Genomic DNA, 20,621 nt, shown 5'->3' on the forward strand with positions numbered 1-20,621 from the left:
ACGGCCGCACCCCGCACGCGCTGCCCTCCGACCCCTGGAAGTGGCTCGCCCAGCCGGGGTTCATGGCGCGCACGGTCAGCGACGTCGCGCTCCTCATGGCCGCGGCATCCGGCCCCGCCCCCGGTGCGCCGCAGGCCATTCGCGAGCCGGGATCAGTGTTCGAGCGAGCGGAGTTCTCGGTGCCCCACGGCCACGAGCCCGGTGCGGCGCTCGCCTCGCTGCGGATCGGCTTCTCTGTGGATCTGAACGGAATGATTCCCGTCGAGTCCGCGGTCGCCGAGGTCGTCGGCACCGCCGCCGACGTGTTCGCCGCGGCCGGCGCAGAGATCGACGACGTGCTGCCCGATCTGCGCGACGCGGACGAGGTCTTCCGAGTGGTCCGCGCGCTCGACTTCGTGAGCGACTATCGCGATGTCGTGCGCGAGCATCGCGAGCACGTGAAGGACGCCGTCGTCTGGAACACGGAGCTGGGGCTGGCTCTCACGGTGGACGAGATCGTATCCGCCGAGCAGGCGCGCGTGCGTCTGCAGTCCGCGATCGAGTCCTACTTCGCCCATCACGATCTGCTTGTGCTGACGTCGAGTCAGGTGGCGCCGTTCGATGCGCGCATCGAGTATCCGCGCGAGATCGAAGGCACGCCCATGCGCGACTACCTCGACTGGATGCGCGCCTCGACCATCATCTCCGCGACCGGTTGCCCCGCCGTCTCCGTGCCCGGCGGCTTCACACCGGATGGACTGCCCGTCGGCATCCAGCTCGTCGCGGCACCGGGCAAGGACGTCGAGCTTCTGCTCGCCGCTCAGGGCTTCGAGGAACTCACCGGCCACCACGGGCGCCGTCCTGCGATCGGCGCGTGAGCGGCGAGCGGGCGGATGGGCGGGCAGACTGTAGGTGAAGTGCTCATTGAATCGCCCCCGATATGTACCACTCACCCATTCTCCGTACGGGCGTGCACACCTAGAGTCACAGGACCCGACGATGTGAGCCCCCGAGGAGACCCGATGCCCTACACCGCTTCCACCGGAGTCCGGCTCTACTACGAGGTGTTCGGTTCTGAGACCGACCCGCTGCTGGTGCTGGTCTCGGGTGGCGGTGCGCAGCTGCTGAGCTGGGACGAGGAGTTCATCGCCCACCTCACTGCGGGCGGGCTGCGGGTGGTGCGCTTCGACAACCGCGACACCGGCTTCTCCGAGCGCTTCGGCGGCGAGGATGAGATCGACGGCGGTTACGACCTCGCCGACATGGGCGACGACATCGTGCGCATCCTCGATCACCTCGGAGTCGATTCGGCGCACATCGCCGGCCACTCGATGGGCGGGATGATGGCGCAGATGGTGGCGATCCAGCATCCGGAGCGCGTGCGCAGCCTCGGCCTGCTCTCCACGATCCCCGGACGGAGCCCTCGTTACGTCCTGCACGGCGAACGGCCGGAACTGCTGGAGCCGCCGGTACGCGTGACGCGCGAGCAGGCCGTGGCTTTCGCCGAGCACGCCGTCGCCTCCGCTCCCCCCCCGCGCTACGACCCGCAGGCGGCCTGGCACATGGCGAAGGCCGGGGAGGCGTACGACCGCGGCTATGCACCGGAGGGCTTCTCCCGGCAATGGGCGGCGCTGCGCCGCGCACCGGAGCGCCTCGACGACCTCCGGGCGGTCACCGTGCCGACCCTGGTGTTCCACGGACGCGATGACGATGTGCTGAGCTGGCTCTCGGCGGTCGACATGGCCGAGGCGATCACGGGCTCCGAACTGCAGGTGCAGCCCGACATGGGCCACCTCATCCCCCACGAGCTGTGGCCGGATCTCGCCGCGGCTCTGCTGCGGACCGCCCATCGCGCTGAGGAGCGACGCACTCGGGAACGGCGCTGATCCGCATGCCCGCATTGCTCCCAAGACCTGGGATGCTCGACACTGAAGTGGTGCGCCCGGCGGCGTCGCCCGGCGAGGAAGGAGTCCGGATGAGTGAGGATTCCGCAGCGATCGCGGTGCTGCTCGATGCCGCGTACGACCCCGACCTGGTCGGCCCCACAGCTGTCAGCGATGCTCTGCGAGCGATCGGCGCATCCGACGACGACGCCTCGGATCTGGCTGAGCGCGTCGGCCGGTCGCAGCGTGAGCTGTCGAGGTTGCGCCGCAGGGAGCACGAGCTGTCGGCGCTCTTCTCCAGCGCGCGCGAGCTCGCGGAGCTCCGCGACAGCGACGCCGTGCTCGCCCGGCTCGTGCAGCGTGCGCACGAGATGATGGGCGTCGACCTCGCGTATCTGTCCGAGTTCGACCCGGAGACGCGCGAGCTGCGGGTCAGGGAGACGAGCGGATCGGTGAGCGCCTCGTTCCAGTCCCTGCGGGTCCCGCCCGGCCGCGGGCTCGCGAGCGTCGTGGTCGAATCCCGCACAGCGCAGTGGGTGTCCGACTACTCGGCGTACGCCGCGGAGCGGCACGACTCCGGCATCGACGACGCCGTGTCCTCGGAGGGACTCGTCGCGCTGCTCGGAGTGCCCATGCTCACGAGCGACGATGTGCTCGGCGTGCTCTTCGTCGCCAACCGCGCCGCGACGCACTTCAGTCAGGAGGAGGTCGCGCTGCTGTCGGCCGTCGCCGACCACGCGTCGATCATCCTGCAGACCACGCAGACGCTGCGCAGCCTGCAGGAGTCTGAGGACGCCAGCCGCCGGACGCTCGCGAGCCTCACGGCCCACCTCGTCGAGCGCGACCGGGCGAACACCGTGCACCAGGAGCTCGTCCAGGCGGTGCTCGCGGGCGGTGGCTTCGCGCCCGTCGCAGAGACCCTGGCGTGGGGGGCTCTCGGGAGAGCCGTCGCGATCCTCGATGCGCAGGAGCACGTGATCGCCGCCGCGGGTCTTCCGCTCGCTCCGAGGATGCTGACCCCCGACGACGCGACGCGTGAGGCGATAGCGGAGAGTCGTCGCTCGGGGCACTGCGTCGCCGTCGCAGGCCCTGGTGTCAGGGCGGTCGCCGCCCTCACGGCCGGAACCCGGCATTTCGGGGCGCTGCTGCTCGGCGACGGAGACTTCGAACTCGGCGCGGTCGACTTCCGCACCGTGGAGCGCGCTGCTCAGGTCGGCGCTCTGCTCGAGCTTCAGCAGGAGGCGGCCTCCGGCGCCGACCATCGGGTGCGCAGCGAGCTGATCGCCGACCTCCTCGACGATGTGCCTGAGCGTCGTCCGGATGTCGAACGTCGCGCCAGACGACTGGGAGTGGATCTGCGCGCGCTGGACTCGCTGCTGCTGCTGTCCGTCCCCGGGGATCAGCAGACCGCCGCCGCGCGGGCTCTCGGGCGTCAGCTCGATGACCGCGCTCTCGTCGGCGAGTACCGCGGTTTCGTCGTGGCCGCGCATTCCTCCGCGCGCGATGACGCGTTCGACCCTGAGCGGCTGAGAGCTCAGGTGGCCTCGGCGATCGAGCATCCCGTCGCCGCGGTCGTGCCCCGCCGGTCGCCCGATGCCCTCACCGCCGCGTTCGAGACGGCGATGCGCACGGCACGGCTGCTGACCGCGTTGGAGGTCACCGGGATCACGGCCGACGTGGACGACTTCCTCCCCTACTCGGCGATCCTCGACACCGACTCGCAGGCGCTCAGCGCGTTCCTTCGTGACACGATCGGGGCCGTGCGCGACTACGACGCCGAGCGAGGCGCCGATCTGCTCGGCACGCTGCGCGCGTTCATGCGCAACAACGCCAGCCCGACGCGCACGGCCAGGGCGCTGAACTTCCACACGAACACGATCCTCCAGCGGCTCGACCGCCTCGATCACGTTCTCGGCGCATCGTGGCGCGAGGACGAGCGGATGTTCCGCCTCGGCATCGCCGTACGCCTTGACGAGCTGCGGGAGCGGCTGCAGTCACGGCGGGGATAGCCCGGTTCAGCGGTCGGCGTCCGCGTCGAACGCCTCCTGGCCGGTCTGCGTGAACGGATGCGGGCCGCGCGGGCCGAAGACGAGGATGAGCTCGGCGGGAGCATCCGATTCGTTGCGCACACCGTGACGCACACCCTGCGCGGCATAGAACGCATCGCCGGCGCGCAGGACGCGCCGTCGCTCATCGGAGCTGATCACGACCTCCCCGGCTGTGACCACGTACATCTCGTCGGAGCTGCCCGGCGAGCAACTGTCGCCGGCCCCCTCGAGGTGGAAGTGCTGCCCCTCCTCCGCGCCGGGTTCGAGGCGGTACCGCATCACGGAGACGGGCAGGCTCGTGGTCTCCTTGAAGTACCACTCGATCCCGATGCGTCCCACACCGCGGTACAGCTCCCATTCGTGGGCGTTGTCGCCCCGCCTCTGCACGCGCACGGAATCGCTCAGGTCCGGTACAGCACCGGCATCGAGGCCAGCAGGCCCTGCGTGTACGGGTGCTGCGGAGCGGTCATCACCTGCGCGCCGGTCCCCTCCTCCACGACCCGGCCGCCGTGCATGACCGCGACGCGATGGGCGATGTGGTGCACGACCGCGAGGTTGTGGGTGATGAACAGGTAGGTGACCCCGGTCTGCTCCTGCAGGCGCACGAGCAGGTTCAGCACCTGGGCCTGCACCGAGACGTCGAGTGCGGAGGTGGGCTCGTCGAGCACGATGAACTCGGGTTCGGCAGCCATGGCGCGCGCGATCGCGATGCGCTGCCGTTGACCGCCGGAGAACTCGTGCGGATACCGGTTCACGGCATCCGTCGGGATGCCGACCTGATCCAGCGCCTCGTACACCCGCATCCGCCGCTCATCCCCGGCCATTCCGCCCGCCACGAGCGGTTCGGCGACGGAGCGTCCGATCGAGAAGCGCGGATCGAGAGAGTCGTTCGGATCCTGGAAGACCATCTGGATCCGCCGACGATGGCGACGCAGTGCTCGACCGCGCAGTCCGGTGACGTCGTCGCCGTCGAACTCGATGCTGCCGGCCGTCGGCCGCCGCATGAGCAGGATGGCGCGGGCGAGGGTGCTCTTGCCCGAGCCGGATTCGCCGACCAGCCCCAGGGTCTCACCGCGGCGCACCTCAAGGCTCACGTCGTCCAGAGCTGTCATGGCGTGCTCACCATGGCCGAAGCGCTGGGTGAGGTTCCTCACCCGCAGCACGTCGTCTTTCACGATGCCTCCTCCAGTACGGCCGGAACCTCATCGAAGTCGTTGTCGGCGGGGATGACCGCCAGCGGCGAGCGCACCGGCACGGACGGACGCGGGATGCTCTCGAGCAGCGCCCTGGTGTACGGATGCTGCGGATCGTCGAGGATCCGCTGCGCGGATCCGTACTCCACGATGCGCCCCCGGTACATCACCGCGATGCGTTCGCAGAGCTGGCCGATCACGCCGAGGTCGTGGCTGATGAACAGCACGCCCATCCCCGTCTCATCGCGCAGCGAGCGGATGAGATCGAGGATCTGCGCCTGCACCGTGACGTCGAGCGCCGTGGTCGGCTCATCGGCCACCAGGAGGGTCGGATCGGCGGCGACGGCGATCGCGATGACCACGCGCTGGCGCTGTCCGCCGGAGAGCTGATGCGGGTAGTAGCTCATACGGCGTTCGGCGTCGGGCATCTGCACGAGCCGGAGGATGTCGAGCGCCTTCGTGCGAGCCGTGCTCTTGTCGGCGACGCCGTGGATCAGCAGCACCTCGGCGATCTGCGCGCCGATGCGCATGCACGGATTGAGCGCGGACATGGGCTCCTGGAACACCATCGAGGCGCGCACGCCCCGCACCTGACCCCAGTCCCCCTCGGTGGCGTCGCTCATCTCCGAACCCGCGACCGACATGGTGTCGGCGGTGACCGTCGCGGAGTCGGGCAGCAGCCCCATCATCGCCAGGGCGACGCTGGACTTGCCGCTGCCCGACTCGCCGATGACCCCGACGATCTCGCCCTTGCGCACGCGCAGCGAGACGTCGGTCACCGACGGCGGAGCGCTGCCGTAGGCGATGGTCAGACCCTCCACGCGGAGGGCGTCGGTGTCGGTGCTCATTGCACCAACCAGGCGGTGTCGAGGCCGGAGCGCGAGTAGAACGCGTCGTTCTCGTAGCCCTGCAGCTTCGTACTGTCCCAGACCTCGAAGTACACCGGGACCGCGGCGGGCACGATCTCGAGCACCTGCTCGGCCGCTTCCGTCGCGAGCTGGTCGACGAGGTCCGCGTACTCCTCGGGAGTCGCCGCGGCCTTCGCCTCGATCAGCAGCTCGCGCGCCTTCTCCGCATCCGGGTTGCCGTCCCAGTGGTTGTACACGCCCCCTGGCAGAAGCACCGGCTCCAGGTAGAACACCGCGGACGCGCGAGGGCTGCCTGGGATGGCGACGAGATCCGTCCAGGTCTCGCCCGACGTGAAGATCGGGGCGATCTCCGACAGCGGGGTCGACTCGAGATTCAAGGTGATGCCGGCTTCTTCGAGCTGCTGCTGCATCATCTCGTAGACCGGGTGATGCGCGGCGGCGACGTCGCCCATGTAGCTCAGAGTGATCTCGGGGTTCGGCTGGCCGGCCTCTTCGAGGAGCTTCTTCGCCTCATCGACATCACGCGTGTAGTACGGCAGATCCGCGGCATCCGGAGCACCGGGGTCGCCTGCGGGCGGCACGAACGAGACCCCGGCGTTGCCGAGCATCGCGGTGTCGACGAGGGCCTGGCGATCGAGCGCGAGCGCGAACGCGCGGCGCACGTTGATGTCGGCGAGCGGACCGGCCTCCGGGTTGATGTAGATCGCGAGGTTCTGCCGGAAGGCGGCCTCTCCGAGCGTGAATCCGGCGGTCTCGGCCTGCTGGGCGAGGCTGCCGTCGATGAAGGACGCCGCCTGCACGCTGCCCTGCTGGACGGCGGCGAGCAGCGTGTTCTCATCCGGGTAGAACTCGAACACGATGGAGTCGAGGTAGGGCTCCTCGCCCCAGTACTCCTCGTTCTTCTCCATCGTGATCGACACGCCCTGCTTCCACTCCGTCACCTGGTAGGCGCCGGTGCCGAGGCTGAGGGTCTGGCGCTCCTCCTCTGTGGCTTCGCCGTACGCCTCCTCGCCGACGATGAAGAACGTCTGGCGTGCCGACACCGCATCGAGGAAGGTGCCGTCCGGCTGGCTGAAGTGGAACGTCACCTCGTGGTCGCCGGTCGCCTCGACGCTCTCCATGCTGCTGAGGTACGTGGCATTGGAGCCGCCGTCCTTGCGGGTCTCGAAGGAGTAGACCACGTCGCCGGCATCGAACGGGGTGCCGTCGGCGAAGGTCACGTCGTCGCGGAGCTGGAAGACCCAGGTCAGCTCGTCGACCTGCTCCCACTCGGTGGCGAGTGCCGGCTGGATCGTGCCGTCGTCGTCGCGCGTGAGAAGGGTGTCGTAGGCGATGGAGTCGATGACCTCGGCCGCGATGGCGGAGGCGACCATCGGATCGATGCCCCCGGCCGACGGTTCAGCTGGCACGCCCCAGGTGAGGGTTCCGCCGGCGACGGGGTCGCCCGCGGGTTCCGCTGGGCCGGCGGCGTCGCCGGTTCCGGAGGTGCAGCCGGTGAGCACCAGGACGGCCACGGCGGCGGACGCCACTCCCGTCAGGAATCTCTTGTTCATTGCTGACTCTCTTCTGTGTCGGTGTTTCGGGTGGGTGCTGTCTCTTCGGTGCGGACAGACGTCTTGCGCGATGAGCGGCGCTTCTTCACGCCGGTGAGGGAGAAGGCGGGTTCGCGGCGCGGGGCGAGCCAGTCCTGCAGTCCGTCGGCCAGCAGGTTCCAGGCCGCCGAGAGCAGGATGATCACGAGGGAGGGCAGGATGATCAGCAGCGGCTGGATCTGCATGAATCTCGTGAACTCGCTGATCATGCGACCGGCGGACGGCTCCGGCGCCTGCACGCCCTGACCGAGATAGCTCAGTGCCGCCTCGATGAGCACGATCTGCGAGGCCACCGAGGCGAACTGCACGAACAGCGGTGTGAGCACGTTGGGCAGCAGGTGCTCGACGACGACGCGAGAGCCGCGGACGCCGCTGAGCTTCGCCGCCAGGACGAAGTCCCGCTCTCGCATGGCGATGACCGGTGCTCGCATGACGCGGGCGAACCCTGGAGCGAAGACAAGACCCAGCGCGAAGATCAGCGGGAGCGGACCGTTGCCGATGACCACGCCGACGACGAGGGCGACGAGGATCGCCGGCAGCGCGAGCATGGCGTCCACGATGCGCATGATGACGGCATCCACCCATCCGCCGACGTATCCCGCGATGAGGCCGAACGTCGTGCCGACGACCGCGCCGAGCAGCGCACCGGCGCCGGAGATGAACAGACTGGTGCGCGCGGCGAGGGCGAGCCTGGTGAACGTGTCCCTCGCGAGGTTGTCCGTGCCCAGGAGGTTCGAGGCGCTCGGACCGGCCAACGGAGTTCCGGCGGCGACGAACGGATCGTGCGGCGGCCAGAAGCTCATCCAGCCGGCGAGGACGAGGATGAAGGCGAGGATGCCGGCACCGCTCCAGAACGACGGGCCGAACTTCGCACGCCGTGGGCGGGCGCCGGCGGCCTTGACCATTGCGATCTCGCGTGTGACAGTCATCGCGTGTGAACCCTCACTCGTGGGTCGATCAGCGGATAGATCAGATCGACGATGAAGTTGATGAGCACGTAGACCGCGCCGATCAGGAGCACGGTGGCCTGGATGATGGGGTAGTCGGACGAGCGGATGCCGGTGAGCAGGAGAGAACCGACTCCGGGGATCGCGAACACCGCCTCGATCACGACCGTGCCGCCGACGAGGGCGGCGAGCTCGATGCCGATCACGGTGGTGACCGGGATCAGGGCGTTGCGCAGGGCGTGCCGGCCGACCAGGCGTCCCGGCGAGGCGCCCTTGGCGCGGGCGGTGCGCACGAAGTCCTGCCCGAGGGTGTCCAGCAGCGTCCCCCTGGTGTAGCGGGCGATGATCGCAGCGAGCACCAGGCCGATGAGCAGTGACGGGAGGATCAGCACGCCGATCGCACGCAGCGGATCGTCGGCTGCTCCGGCGAAGCCGACCAGCGGCAGTTTCAGCGTCAGCGAGTTGATGAGGATCAGCACGGTGCCGAGAACGAACGGCGGGGTTGCCAGGAGCACGAACGATGCACCCCGGACGATGTTGTCACTCGGCTTGCGCCAGCGGGTCGCGGCGAGGATGCCCGCGGGGATTCCCATGACCACCCCGAACACCGTCGCCATGACGGCGAGCATGAGACTGATGGGCAGGCGGGCTGCGAGCAGGCTCGACACGGATCCGGGAACGGTGATGGCGGCGCCGAAGTCGCCGCGCAGCACGCCGAACAGCCAGACGAAGTACTGCGTGATCCACGGGCGATCCAGGCCGAGCTTGGTGCGGAGGGCGTCGAGGGCCGCCGGATCGGGGTTCGCCGGATCCGCGAAAGCGGCCAGCGGGTCGCCGGGGATGATGCGCACCATCGAGAAGACGAGCACCGAGAGCACGAACAGCACGAACAGCGACGAGAGGATTCGCGTGAGGATGTAGCGCGCCATTCAGCAGCTCTTCTCTGTCTCCGGTGACATAGCCGTCACCGTACTGCCGCATCCGAGGGAGGATAACGGTGCGTCGGCCCACGGAGCCGGGCGCCTCATGGGCGAAACCTCCATGGGCGGTTCACCCCGCCGCGGCCGGCGCCGCGAACATCGAGATGTCGTCGGTGGACTCCCCGTCGAGCGCGAGCTCGGCGAGGATCCGTCCGATGGCCGGCGTGAACTTGAACCCGTGACCTGCGGCGAGCGCGACGATGATGTCGGGGTGATCCTGCAGGGGGCTGAGGATGAATCGCCTGTCCGGCGTCAGCGCGTACTGGCACGTCACGGTACGCAGCTCCGATCCCGCGTCGGGGATCAGTCCGTGCACGAAGTCGCCCAGCTGCGCGGTGAGCTCAGGCGAAGGGGTGAAGGTGCGCTCCTGCGGCGTCATCCGGTTGAACGAGACGTCGCGCGCCGCCTTGATCGTGGGCTCGCCGTAGGTCGGGAAGCCGTAGTAGCACTCCTCGTCCTCCCAGATCCACACCGGGAATCGGTCGCCGCCGTGCTCCTCGGGGCTGGACGACTGGAAGTACGTGACCTGCTCCTGCATGACGTCCAGCGGTATGGCCGCGCCGAGAGGCTCGAGGAGCGCGTTGGTCCAGGCATCCGCCGCGATGATCACCTTGGCCGCCCTGACGTCGCCGTTCGCGGTGCGCACGATCACGCCGTCGCCGTCGGGAACCACGGCATCGACACGGGTGCGATCACGGATGTCCGCGCCGTGCACACGTGCGCGCATCTGCAGCGTGGCGACCGTGCGGGCGGCGTGCGCGATGCCGGTGTCGGCGGTGTACACGGTCTCGACGCCTTCGGGGACTCGGAACTGCGGCCAGCGCGCCTGGACCTCGGCGGGGGTGAGCCGCTCGTGCGGCACATCGCATTCCTCGAGCGCCGAGGTGAAGTCGGATGCCGAGTACGGACCGGCGGTCGGGAGGAAGATCACTCCGCCCGTGATCGTCAGCAGCCGCTCGCCGGACTCGGCTTCGAGGGCGGCCCAGTCCCGGTATGCGGACGGGGCGAGGCGGACGTACTGCGATGCCCCGTAAGAGGTCCGGACGATGCGGGAGGTGTCGTGCGACGCGCCACGGACGTGGCCGAGGTCGTACTGCTCGAAGGCGACGACCTTCGCCCCTCGACGGGCGAGCTGGTACGCGGCTGCACTGCCGAGCGCCCCCATGCCGACGACGGCGACTTCGAATGACTCCATGGCGCTTCACTGCTCCTTCTGCTGTTCGATTCACGCCAGTGTGGGGCAGCGCACCGGCCGTCGGATATGGATCGAAGACCCATGCTGAGTCGGCCCCGATAGGGCGGATGCACTGTCCACGAGCGAAGATGACGCACGTGGATCCGTGCTGTTTCGTCGAGGTTTCCGATCGCCCTCTGACACCGGGATGCCGCGGCGACGCCTAGTGCACGACCCAGGCGTTCTTGAGGTTGTAACGCGACCCGTACGGGTCGGTGGTGTACCCCTTGAAGGTGTCGTCGTTCCAGATCTCGAACTTCTGCGGAACGGCCATCGGGATGAGGATGAGCATCTGATCGGCGACCTCGGTCGTCAACTGCTCGATCAGGTCGGCCTTGGCCCCGGCATCGGAGGTGGCCTTCGCCTCGGCGAGCAGAGCCTTCGCGGCGTCGGCATCGGCGTTGCCGTCCCAGTGGTTCATCGCCCCTGAGTCGGACAGGAAAGGATCGAAGTAGAAGGTCGGGTCTGCACGGTAGCTCCACGGCAGCGAGACGAGATCGGTGAAGGTCTCCCCCGCGGTGAAGATCGGCGAGAGCTCCGAGGCGGGCGTGGCCTTCAGCTCGAGTGCGATGCCGGCCTCGGCGAGTTGCTGCTGCATCTGCTCGTAGATGGGATGCTGCGACTGCACGGCGTCCGAGAAGTACGACAGCACGATCGTCGGGTTCGGCTGACCGGCCTCCTCGAGCAGCTCTTTGGCCGCATCCACGTCGCGGGTGTGGTTCGGGGTGTCCTCGTCGACGCCGGGAGTCGCGGGGTCTCCGGCGGGGACGACGAGAGACACCTCGCCGTGGCCGAGCATGGCGACATCCACCAGCGCCTGCCGATCGAGGGCGAGGGAGACCGCCTGGCGGACGCGCACGTCAGAGAGCGGCCCCGACTCCGGATTGATGAAGATCGGCAGCGTCTGCGTGAAGGCGGGATCTCCCAGGGTGAAGCCGGCGCTCACCGCCTGGTCCGCGATGCTGCCGTCGCCGAACCATGCGGCATCCGCGGTGCCCTGCTGCAGCGCTGCCAGCCGGGTCGCCTCATCCGCGATGATCGGCATCTCGATCGTGTCGAGGTACGGCTTGCCCTCTTCCCAGTAGTGCTCGTTCTTGGACAGCGTCATCGAGACGCCGTCCTCCCACGCGGTCAGCTGGAACGGGCCTGTGCCGAAGGTGCGGGTCTGGCGCTCCTCCTCCGTCGCGTTGCCGTAGCCATCGCGTCCGACGATCATGAACGTCTCGCGGTGCGCCACGGCGTTGAGGAAGGTACCGTTCGGCTGGCTGAAGGTGAATGTCACGGTGTGGTCGTCGTCCGCCGTCACCGACGACAGGCCGAGCAGGTAGGACTTCTTGCTCGTGGTCGCCGTCTGGTACGTCTCGAACGTGTACACGACGTCGTCGGCTGTGAAGTCCGAGCCGTCCGCGAACTTCACCCCCTCGCGCAGGGTGAACACGTAGGTCAGTTCGTCCGGCTGGTCGTACTCGAGGGCGAGGCCGGGCTGGATCTCCCCGTTCTCGTCCTTCGTGAGCAGACTCTCGTACGCCTGATCCATGATCGTCTGGGCCGCGAGGGCGGTCGCGACCATGGGGTCGACGCCGCCGCCGAGCGGCTGGATGTCGATCGCATAGGTCGCCGTACCACCGGCGACCGGCTCACCGGCACCACCGGCTCCGTCCGCAGCCGTTCCGGATGGGCCGCTGCAGGCCGTCGCCGCCAAGGTCAGGGCCAGGGCGATGCCGAGCAGGGGCAGGCGCAGGTGACGTTTCATCGCGATCTCTCCTAGGCGGGGTGGCCGCTCTGCCGACCCCTGGTTCCCTGTGAGGTTAGCCGCGGGGAAACGTCCGCAGACATGTCTGAACGACCACAGTCAGCGTCCGTTCGATGTCGCGCGCTCCATAGTCGACGATGCCACGGGAGCCCGGGGGCTCAGCCGCCGCCGGGCTCCCGGATGCTGCGCCTGAGCCGCTCGAGTCGGACGGCCGACTGCAGCCGGAAGCGGAACTCGGGATCGCCCATGTCGCCGTGCAGCAGTGCACGCACGCGCTCCAGGCGCTGCTGCACCGTGTTGGCGTGGATGTGCATCTGATCGGCGACGACGGCCCTGTTCTCACCGCTGTCGAAGTACGACGCGAGCGTGTCGAACAGCGCGGTTCCGCGACGCTCGTCCCACGAGACCACTGGCCCGACGACATCGGTGATGAACCGGGAGACGGTCTGCGGATCGTGCGGGACGAGCGCGTGATACGGGGCGAACGCGTCGGATGACACCGTCATGCCCTCCACTCCGAGCGCCGGCAGGAAGTCCGCGTCGGCGGTCAATCGCCGCACGATCGTCGGCAGCCCGGTCGGGACGAGATCGCGGACCGCGGCGACGGCGAAGATGCCGGGTTCGCGCACCGCGTCGGCCACGACACGTCGTACGCGCTCGCTGGCCGCCATGACGTCCGGCGCGGTCCACGCCACGACGATCCTCCGGTCGAGCTGCGCGACCAGTCCGTCATCACCGACCGCGCGTTCCGCGATCGTGGCCGCCGAGCTCCCGCCGAGACCGCCGAGCTCGATGAGCGTGCACCCGCTCAGCTGCGTCGGCGGTGCGATCAGCACGTCGTCGGCGGCGGCCCGCGCATCTCCGCTGAGGATCGACAGCAGCCACCGCGCCCTGTGCTCTGCACGGATCGCGGCGACGGCATCCTGCTTGAACGACACAAGAGCCGCCACGTGGGCCGCACGTTCGAGCGTGCGCCGCGCGACGTCCTCCGGCAGCCCCTGCGGATCCTCGGCGACGATGGCTCCGAGCACCCGGTCGGCGCCGATGATCGCGGTGACCAGCCACTCGCTGCCCGCCGTGCTCACCTCCGACGCATGACCGCTCTCGTGGCTCCGCCCGATCGCCGCCGTCAAGGCCGACAGCGGCGGCAGGTCGTCGAGCCCGGACGCCATGCCGGTGTCGAGCGGTCGTCCCTGCGCGTCCAGCGCGAGCACCCGACCACCCAGACGCCGGGCGAGCGTCGCGACGATGTCGATCACAGTGCCGCCCGAGATCACCGCGCCCGTCAGCTCCTCATGTACGGCGCCCGCGAGTTCGGTCGCCGCGAGGTTCCGTTCGAGCTCGCGATTGGCCTGCTCGGTGCGCTCCTTGGCGCTCTCGGCATCGGCGAGCACGCGGGCGCTGTGCAGGACGGATGCCGCGTGGTCGGCGAACGCCGACAGCAGCAGCACCTGCTCGGGCGAGAAGTCATGCGCGAACCGGTTGCAGGCGAACAGGGCGCCGAGCACCTCATCACCGACGGCGAGCGGGACGCCGAGGAACGAGACGAGCCCCTCGGCGCGCACGGCCGCGTCGATCCGCTCATCATGGGGTGCGTCGCTCATCCGCTCGTACTGCGCCACCCAGACCGGTTCCCTGGTGCGCGCCACCAGGGACGCCAGCCCGTAGCCGGCGGGGACCAGCAGGTCGCGGAACTCCGGCGTGGCGGTGCCCTTCGAATGCCGTACGCGCAACTGCCCGGATCCGGTCTCGAACTCGGACAGGTAGGTGACGTCGGTGCCCATCAGCTCGTGCGCGCGCTCGACCAGTCGCTGCAGCACCTCGTCGACGTCCTGCAGGCGCACCAGCTCGCGGGCCGTGGAGAACAGCGCCTCGAGCTCTGCGGCGCGACGCCGCAGTCGAGCCTGCATCAGCTGCGCGTCGCGAAGGCGGCCGAGCAGTGCCCGGCCGTCGCCGTCCGCGAGCATCCGTCGCAGTTCGTCCGGGATCTGCCCCGGCTCCGCGGTCGCCGCCGACAGCACTGCCGCGGCGATCTCGATCGAGTCGCCGGTGATCTGCGCGTCCACGGACTCATCCTCTCCGCCTCGGCGACCGCGGCGATGCGGGCGCGCTGTTCGGATTCTAGATCGTCGCCGAGGGGAATGCGGGTGTCCGCCGCTGCGCGAACGCCGCCAGTCCCTCGCGCGCATCGTCGCTGTCGAACGCCAGCTGGCCGAGCTCGGCCTCGCGCCGGAACGCCTCCTGGTACGGCAGATCGGCGAGTTCGCGCACCGCGCGCTTCACCGTCGCCATCGCGGCGCGGCTCCTGCCGAGCAGTTGTTCGGCGACCGCGTGGGCGGTGTCGGAGAGCGCCGCGGGAGCGACGACGCGGTTGACGAGGCCGTAGCGTTCGGCTGTGGGCGCATCGATCGGTTGGCCGCGCAGCATCAGATCCATCGCGAACGCGTGCGGGATCTGGCGGACGAGCCGCACGAGCGTGCCCCCGGCCGGGACGACGCCGACGCCCGTCTCAGGGAGGGCGAAGCATGCCTCGCTCGAGGCGATGCGGATGTCTGTGGACAGCATGATCTCGAACCCGCCGCCCAGGCACAGGCCGTTGATCGCGGCGATCACCGGCTTGTCCAGCCGGGAGTGCTTCTGATGGGCGGCATCCCATTCGCTGATGTCGAAGCGGCCGTCGGTGAGCGCGGGGATCGACTCCCCCAGGTCCGCACCGACGCAGAAGGCGCGTTCGCCCGCCCCGGTGAGGATCGCCACACCGATCCGCGGATCGTCACGGACCTCGGCGAAGGCCTCGCCGAGCTGCTCGTACATCGCCAGGGTCAACGCGTTGAGCTTGTCGGGTCGATCGATCGTGATCACGGCGACCGCGCCGTCGCGCTCCAGTGCGATTCGGCCCATCAGATCGTCCCCGCCTCGCGCAGGGCGTCGATCTCGGTCTGCGCGAGCCCCACGAAGTCGCGCAGGATCTCGGCGCTGTGCTCGCCCTTGTCCGGTGCGAGACCGCGAGCGCGCGGAGGCGTCCGATCGAGTTTGACCGGGGAGCCGAATGTGCGCAGCATCCCGTAGCCGTCGTATTCGACGTCCACGACCATGTCACGGGCCGCGATCTGAGGATCGGCGACCACCTCACCGATGTCCTTGACGGCGCTCAACGGCACCAGGTCTCCCGCGATGGCCTCCAGCTCCGCCTTGGTCCGGTTCGCGAACCAGCGCTGCACCAGGGGTTTGACCTGCTCCTGGTACACGTCCTCCCTGAAGCGCGTGCCCATGCTCTGCAGGTCGGGATGCTCGTCGTACTCCCCCTGCTCGCCGAAGATCTCGCAGGAGATCCTCCAGAACTTGTCCGTGTATCCGCCGAAGAAGACGAAGCCGTCCTTGCAGGCGAACAGCTCGTAGGGGCGGACGAACGGGTGCTGGTTGCCCAGCGGCTCCGGGATGATGCCCTCTGTCGTGTACGACACGACGGCGTTCTCGGTGAGGGTGAGCACCGAGTCCTGCTGCGAGATGTCCACCAGCTGGCCTTCTCCGGTGCGCTCGGCGTGACGCAGCGCAGCCAGCACGCCGATCACCCCGTAAAGGCTCGCTCCCAGGTCGCCGATGATCGTCCCGATGCGCGGCGGCGCGCCGCCGGCCGGGCCGTTCATCGACCACAGCCCACCCGTGGCCTGGGCGCTGTTGTCGTATGCGGGCCTGGTCCGGTACGGCCCGAACTGCCCGTACCCGCTGAGCGCGGCGTACACGAGGCGCGGATTCACCTCGCGCAGGCGCTCGTAGCCGAGCCCGAGGCGGTCCATGGTGCCTGGTCGGAAGTTCTCCACGAGCACGTCGGCCTTCGCGACCAGACGCTCCAGCACGCGCTTGCCCTCGGGATGGCGCATGTTGACCGTGAGACCGAGCTTGTTGCGGTTGTACTGGGCGAAGAAGCCGCTGATCGGATCGGCGTCCTCACGCTCCAGCATGGGCGGGAAGGTGCGGGTGTAGTCGGGGTCGTCGGGGTGCTCGACCTTGATCACGGTGGCGCCGAGGTCGGCGAGGATCATCGAGCAGTACGGCCCCGCCACGACGCGTGTCACGTCGACCACGACGATGCCGGACAGCGAGCCCGGTGCCGCATCGAATCGGCCGAGGCTGTTCAGCAGCGTGCGGGTCTCATCGTCGATCATCGAACTCCTCCAGTTGTTCCAGCGATTCCAGCTGTCTCGCCGGCCGCATCCGCATCCGCGCCGACCGGGAGGGCGTCTTCGCCTCTGCGCCGGTTCACCACCCGCAGGAGCGTCGAGGCCGCGAGAGTCACGATGCCGGCGACGACCATGTACAGGGCGATCGCCCATGAGCCGTCGAAGACGTCGAGAAGTTCGAGGTAGATCATCGGGACGAACGCGCTGCCCACGATCGTGCCGATGCCCAGGGCCAGCGACATGCCGGTGTAGCGGATGCGCACATCGAAGGCCTGAGCGTAGAGCACGCCCATCGTGCCGTAGGTGGCGCAGAAGCCCACGGTCGTCGCGATGTATGCGACGTACGCGGCGACGAGGCTGCCGGTGTCGATCAGCCAGAACGCGGGGAACGCCAGCACGATCGAGATCACGGTGCCGATCGCGAACACGCGCCAGACGCCGTGCCTGTCCGCCGACCAGCCGGCGAGAGGAAGGCCGACGAGGGCGAGCACGGAGCACACCGTGGCGATCGCGAGCATCTCGGACTGCTCGTGCCCGATGAACTGAGTGCCGTATGTGAGGCTGAACGTGAACAGCATGTAGAACACGGCACCGATCACGGCGAAGCTGAGCGCCGCGAGCACGACCTGCGCCGCATGCGTCTTCAGCGTCTCCCACAGCGGCACCTTGACCTCGCGGCCCGCACGGCGCACCGCCTCGAACTCGGGGGTCTCGGTGATGCGCAGGCGGATGAACAGGCCGACCAGCACGAGCACGGCGCTGATCAGGAAGGGCACGCGCCATCCCCAGGTCTGGAACGCGTCGCCGGGCAGCGCCACCAGGGGTATGAAGATCAGCGTCGACAGCGTCAGCCCGAGGGCGAGACCGACCTGCGGGAAGCTGCCCAGGAACGCCCGTCGGCGCGGCGAGGCGTGCTCGACGACCAGGAGCACCGCGCCACCCCATTCGCCGCCGAGTGCGAACCCCTGGATGAATCGCAGGAGCATCAGCAGCAACGGCGCTGCGACGCCGAGCACCGCGTAGGTCGGCAGGAGTCCGATGGCGAAGGTCGCGGCCCCCATCGTGACGAGCGAGACGACCAGCATCCGCTTGCGCCCGATCCGATCGCCGAAGTGACCGAACACGATCGACCCGAGGGGCCTGCCGAAGTACCCCACCGCGATCCCGCCGAACGCGAGGATCGTGCCGACGAGCGGATCGAAGTCGGGGAAGAAGAGCGCGTTGAGGATGAGTGCGGCCGCCGTCGAGTAGGCGAAGAAGTCGAACCACTCGACCGTCGTTCCGATCACGCTCGAGGCGACGATCGTGCGTATCCCTGGGGCCGGTCTCTCCGCCGTGCCGCCGTGTTCCGCTGAGGTGCTCATCCTGATCCGTTCCGCGCCGTCGACCATGACGACTGCTCGGTCGATACTCGCATCGAGGCCCCGCGCCCAGATATGTCACTGCACACATATCTGACCCACGGCTCATATGTCGATGGCCCATGGAGCGCCGAGCACCTCCTCAGGACACGCGCGTTCGGATCCGCAATGTGTCCCCCGGTTTCGCGTGCGCTTCGCTGCGGCGTGCAGCCGACCTACTGTTGCGTGATCACCCCGGAGAGTCAGGAGCTCATCGTGTCCACCCCGCTGCACCGCCGTTCGCCCCTCGAGGTGACGGAGCGCGCGGCGTGCATGTGCGACCACGGCGATGTCTGCTCCTCGTTCGCGCCGGGACACGCGCTGCACCTGATCCAGTCGCGCCTCGCTTCGGCGACGCCGAGCGACTGGGTCGACGGGATCGTCGAACAGGCGGATGCCGTCACCGGCGAACTGCATGTGCGCGGTCTCGACGGCGACCAGCACACGCTCTGGAATGCGTCCGGTGCCGCGCTCGAGGCGCCTGCGGGCACGCCCGTCGCCCTGCACTCGCGCTACGGCGTGCTCGCGGTCGGCCGCGTGCAGTTCAACGTCGCCGTCGGCTGAGCGGCCAGACGACCGCGACAGACGGTCAGGTCAGGCGGTCGCCATCATCATGTTCTTCACGTCCATGCAGGCGTCCATGCACGCCTTGCAGGACTGAGCGCACATCTTGCAGACCTCGCTGTGCGCCGCGTGCTCCATGCACTCCTCCATGCACAACTGGCACATCGCGATGCACGCGTCCAGCATCGCCATCATCACGGCCGGCGTCATCCCCTGCATCCGCAGCATCGAGCGCATCATCGTGTTGCACATGTCCGCGCAGTTCATGCATGCCGGCGCGCAGTCCATCATCTGCGTGGAGCACACCGTGCATGCCTGCTCGCATGCGGAGCAGGCATCCATACAGGCCTGCACGACCGCCATGTCCATGGCCTGCATTCCGGGCATCGCCTTCATGTCCGCCGACATCGCACCCATCATCATCGAATCCATCGCGCACCCCTTTCGTCATGGCTGTCGCCGTCGAGAAGCGGGCAGGAGACCCGCCTTGGGCTCAGCGTAATCCCGTTCGGCGGCGGCGTCGACGGGCGATCGTGCTTCAGGCTGCGCACCCCCCCCCCCCCCCCCCCCCCGGGCGTAGTCTCATCTGCGTGCCATCGTTCTCCGCCGTCCAGCGGCTCGTCATCACCATCGCCGTCCTCGCCTCGTTCGTGACGTTCCTCGACGGAACGGTCGTCACCGTCGCGCTGCCGGCGATCAAGGACGAGCTCGGCGGAGGCATCACGACGCAGCAGTGGGTGGTCGACGCATACCTCATCACGCTCAGCGCCCTCATCCTGCTGGCCGGTTCCCTCTCCGACGCGTACGGTCGGGTGCGCATCATGCGCATCGGGCTCATCGCCTTCGGCATCGCGTCCGTCGCGGTCGCAGCCGCACCGGAGCCTCTCACGCTCATCATCGCCCGGGCTCTCCAGGGCGCAGCGGGCGCGCTGCTCGTCCCCAGCTCGCTCGCCCTCATCATGGCGACCATGCGCGGCGAACTGCAGTCGCGTGCGATCGGCGTGTGGACGGCCTTCACGACCGGTGCGCAGATCGCCGGCCCGCTTCTGGGCGGGTTGTTCGTCGACCTGCTGTCGTGGCGGTTCGTCTTCCTCATCAACGTCATCCCGATCGGCATCACGCTGATCCTGCTCGCTCGACTGCACCTGCCCGATCAGCCGCGTGGCGCGCGTGTGGACTGGTGGAGCGGGATGCTGTGCGCAGTCGGTCTCGGCGCCGTGGTGTTCGCGCTCATCGAGCAGCCGAACCTCGGCTGGGGATCGCCCGCGATCTGGCTGCCCGGCGTGATCGGCGTCGCGATGTTCGTCGCCTTCCTGCTGCGCCAGCCGCGCTCGCCCGCACCGCTGATGCCCCTCTCGCTCTTCAACGCGCGCAACTTCGCCTGGGGCAACCTCGCCACCCTGTTCATCTACGCGGCGCTCTCGCTGAACGGGTTCGTCATCGGCGTGTACCTGCAGGAGGGTGCAGGACTCCCCGCCACCGTGGCCGGACTTGCGAGCCTGCCGATCACGATCCTGATGATCCTGCTCAGCTCGCACGCCGGGGCGTGGGCGGGCAAGCTCGGACCTCGCCTGTTCATGACGGTCGGTCCTCTGCTGATGGCCGTCGGTGCGCTGCTGCTGCTCACCGTGTCGCAGGAGTTCAGCTACTGGTGGCAGGTGCTCCCGTCGATGATCATCCTCGGGCTCGGCCTCTCGCTCACGGTCGCGCCGCTCACCTCCGCGGTGCTCGGAGCGATCGATGAGAACCGCTCGGGCATCGCATCCGCGGTCAACAATGCGATCTCGCGCGTCGCCGGACTCATCGTCGTCGCCATGCTGTCGACGATCGTCGGAGGCACTCTCGACCTCGACGGATTCCACAACGCGGCCTGGGTGACGGCAGGCCTGATGGCGCTCGGCGGAGTCATCTCGTGGATCGGGATCCGGCGGGCACCGGTGCAGCCGGCGGTCTCCGAAGGCCACGCGGCACCGTGATGAGTGCCGGGGGCGCGCGCGC

The 20,621-nt window shown here is 68.8% G+C and carries 18 protein-coding genes; 5 read left to right on the plus strand and 13 right to left on the minus strand.

Annotated features, from left to right (window positions below; all coding sequences use genetic code 11):
* The 3 genes from ACNPNP_RS17565 to ACNPNP_RS17575 all read left to right on the plus strand — a co-directional run.
* A partial coding sequence (locus ACNPNP_RS17565) for an amidase family protein (RefSeq protein ID WP_448967346.1) occupies window positions 1-857 on the plus strand: 857 nt, incomplete at its 5' end.
* Window positions 858-1,001: 144 nt separating this feature from the next.
* The gene (locus ACNPNP_RS17570) at window positions 1,002-1,865 is read left to right on the plus strand and encodes an alpha/beta fold hydrolase (protein WP_448967347.1); all 864 of its coding nucleotides are present in this window, start codon (window positions 1,002-1,004) and stop codon (window positions 1,863-1,865) included.
* Between the two features lie 89 nt (window positions 1,866-1,954).
* A complete protein-coding gene (locus ACNPNP_RS17575; protein ID WP_448967348.1) occupies window positions 1,955-3,871 on the plus strand; it encodes a helix-turn-helix domain-containing protein in 1,917 nt (638 codons plus the stop codon).
* A 6-nt stretch (window positions 3,872-3,877) separates the two neighbouring features.
* Here the strand turns inward: ACNPNP_RS17575 and ACNPNP_RS17580 are convergent, their stop codons facing one another.
* The 12 genes from ACNPNP_RS17580 to ACNPNP_RS17635 all read right to left on the minus strand — a co-directional run bounded on the left by ACNPNP_RS17580 (window position 3,878) and on the right by ACNPNP_RS17635 (window position 18,023).
* Window positions 3,878-4,303 carry a cupin domain-containing protein gene (locus tag ACNPNP_RS17580; protein ID WP_448967349.1) on the minus strand — a complete coding sequence of 142 codons (426 nt, stop codon included), beginning with the start codon at window positions 4,301-4,303 and terminating at the stop codon, window positions 3,878-3,880.
* A gap of 8 nt (window positions 4,304-4,311) precedes the next feature.
* Window positions 4,312-5,085 (minus strand): ATP-binding cassette domain-containing protein, encoded by a 774-nt coding sequence (locus ACNPNP_RS17585; protein WP_448967350.1) that lies wholly within the window; start codon window positions 5,083-5,085, stop codon window positions 4,312-4,314.
* Entirely contained in the window at window positions 5,082-5,951 is an 870-nt protein-coding gene (locus ACNPNP_RS17590; protein WP_448967351.1) for an ABC transporter ATP-binding protein, read from the minus strand. Before ACNPNP_RS17590 ends, ACNPNP_RS17585 begins: the two co-directional genes overlap by 4 nt.
* Window positions 5,948-7,525, minus strand: a complete 1,578-nt coding sequence (locus tag ACNPNP_RS17595) for an ABC transporter substrate-binding protein (protein WP_448967352.1) — start codon at window positions 7,523-7,525, stop codon at window positions 5,948-5,950. Before ACNPNP_RS17595 ends, ACNPNP_RS17590 begins: the two co-directional genes overlap by 4 nt.
* On the minus strand, window positions 7,522-8,493 hold the full coding sequence (locus tag ACNPNP_RS17600) for an ABC transporter permease (protein ID WP_448967353.1): 972 nt from the start codon (window positions 8,491-8,493) through the stop codon (window positions 7,522-7,524). The genes ACNPNP_RS17595 and ACNPNP_RS17600 overlap by 4 nt, the downstream gene beginning before the upstream one ends.
* Window positions 8,490-9,440, minus strand: coding sequence for an ABC transporter permease (locus tag ACNPNP_RS17605; RefSeq protein WP_448967354.1), 951 nt, complete (start codon window positions 9,438-9,440; stop codon window positions 8,490-8,492). The genes ACNPNP_RS17600 and ACNPNP_RS17605 overlap by 4 nt, the downstream gene beginning before the upstream one ends.
* A gap of 121 nt (window positions 9,441-9,561) precedes the next feature.
* Entirely contained in the window at window positions 9,562-10,686 is a 1,125-nt protein-coding gene (gene solA, locus ACNPNP_RS17610; RefSeq protein ID WP_448967355.1) for an N-methyl-L-tryptophan oxidase, read from the minus strand.
* 202 nt (window positions 10,687-10,888) lie between these two features.
* A complete protein-coding gene (locus tag ACNPNP_RS17615; RefSeq protein WP_448967356.1) occupies window positions 10,889-12,478 on the minus strand; it encodes an ABC transporter substrate-binding protein in 1,590 nt (529 codons plus the stop codon).
* A gap of 158 nt (window positions 12,479-12,636) precedes the next feature.
* Window positions 12,637-14,544, minus strand: a complete 1,908-nt coding sequence (locus ACNPNP_RS17620) for a helix-turn-helix domain-containing protein (protein ID WP_448967357.1) — start codon at window positions 14,542-14,544, stop codon at window positions 12,637-12,639.
* A 55-nt stretch (window positions 14,545-14,599) separates the two neighbouring features.
* On the minus strand, window positions 14,600-15,379 hold the full coding sequence (locus ACNPNP_RS17625) for an enoyl-CoA hydratase/isomerase family protein (protein ID WP_448967358.1): 780 nt from the start codon (window positions 15,377-15,379) through the stop codon (window positions 14,600-14,602).
* Complete coding sequence (locus tag ACNPNP_RS17630) at window positions 15,379-16,644, minus strand: CaiB/BaiF CoA transferase family protein (protein ID WP_448967359.1); 1,266 nt, start codon at window positions 16,642-16,644, stop codon at window positions 15,379-15,381. Before ACNPNP_RS17630 ends, ACNPNP_RS17625 begins: the two co-directional genes overlap by 1 nt.
* Window positions 16,641-18,023, minus strand: coding sequence for an MFS transporter (locus ACNPNP_RS17635; RefSeq protein ID WP_448967360.1), 1,383 nt, complete (start codon window positions 18,021-18,023; stop codon window positions 16,641-16,643). The genes ACNPNP_RS17630 and ACNPNP_RS17635 overlap by 4 nt, the downstream gene beginning before the upstream one ends.
* A 252-nt stretch (window positions 18,024-18,275) precedes the next feature.
* Here ACNPNP_RS17635 and ACNPNP_RS17640 point away from each other — a divergent pair, with 252 nt between their 5' ends.
* On the plus strand, window positions 18,276-18,623 hold the full coding sequence (locus ACNPNP_RS17640) for a hypothetical protein (protein ID WP_448967361.1): 348 nt from the start codon (window positions 18,276-18,278) through the stop codon (window positions 18,621-18,623).
* A 30-nt stretch (window positions 18,624-18,653) separates the two neighbouring features.
* Here ACNPNP_RS17640 and ACNPNP_RS17645 read toward each other — a convergent pair whose 3' ends face one another.
* Window positions 18,654-19,055 carry a four-helix bundle copper-binding protein gene (locus ACNPNP_RS17645; protein WP_448967362.1) on the minus strand — a complete coding sequence of 134 codons (402 nt, stop codon included), beginning with the start codon at window positions 19,053-19,055 and terminating at the stop codon, window positions 18,654-18,656.
* A 158-nt stretch (window positions 19,056-19,213) separates the two neighbouring features.
* On the opposite strand from ACNPNP_RS17645, the gene ACNPNP_RS17650 reads away from it, so the two are divergent.
* Window positions 19,214-20,599: an MFS transporter gene (locus ACNPNP_RS17650; protein WP_448967363.1), complete on the plus strand. Its 1,386-nt coding sequence runs from the start codon at window positions 19,214-19,216 to the stop codon at window positions 20,597-20,599.
* Window positions 20,600-20,621 lie beyond the last annotated feature (22 nt).

The organism is Microbacterium xerophyticum, from assembly GCF_053543555.1.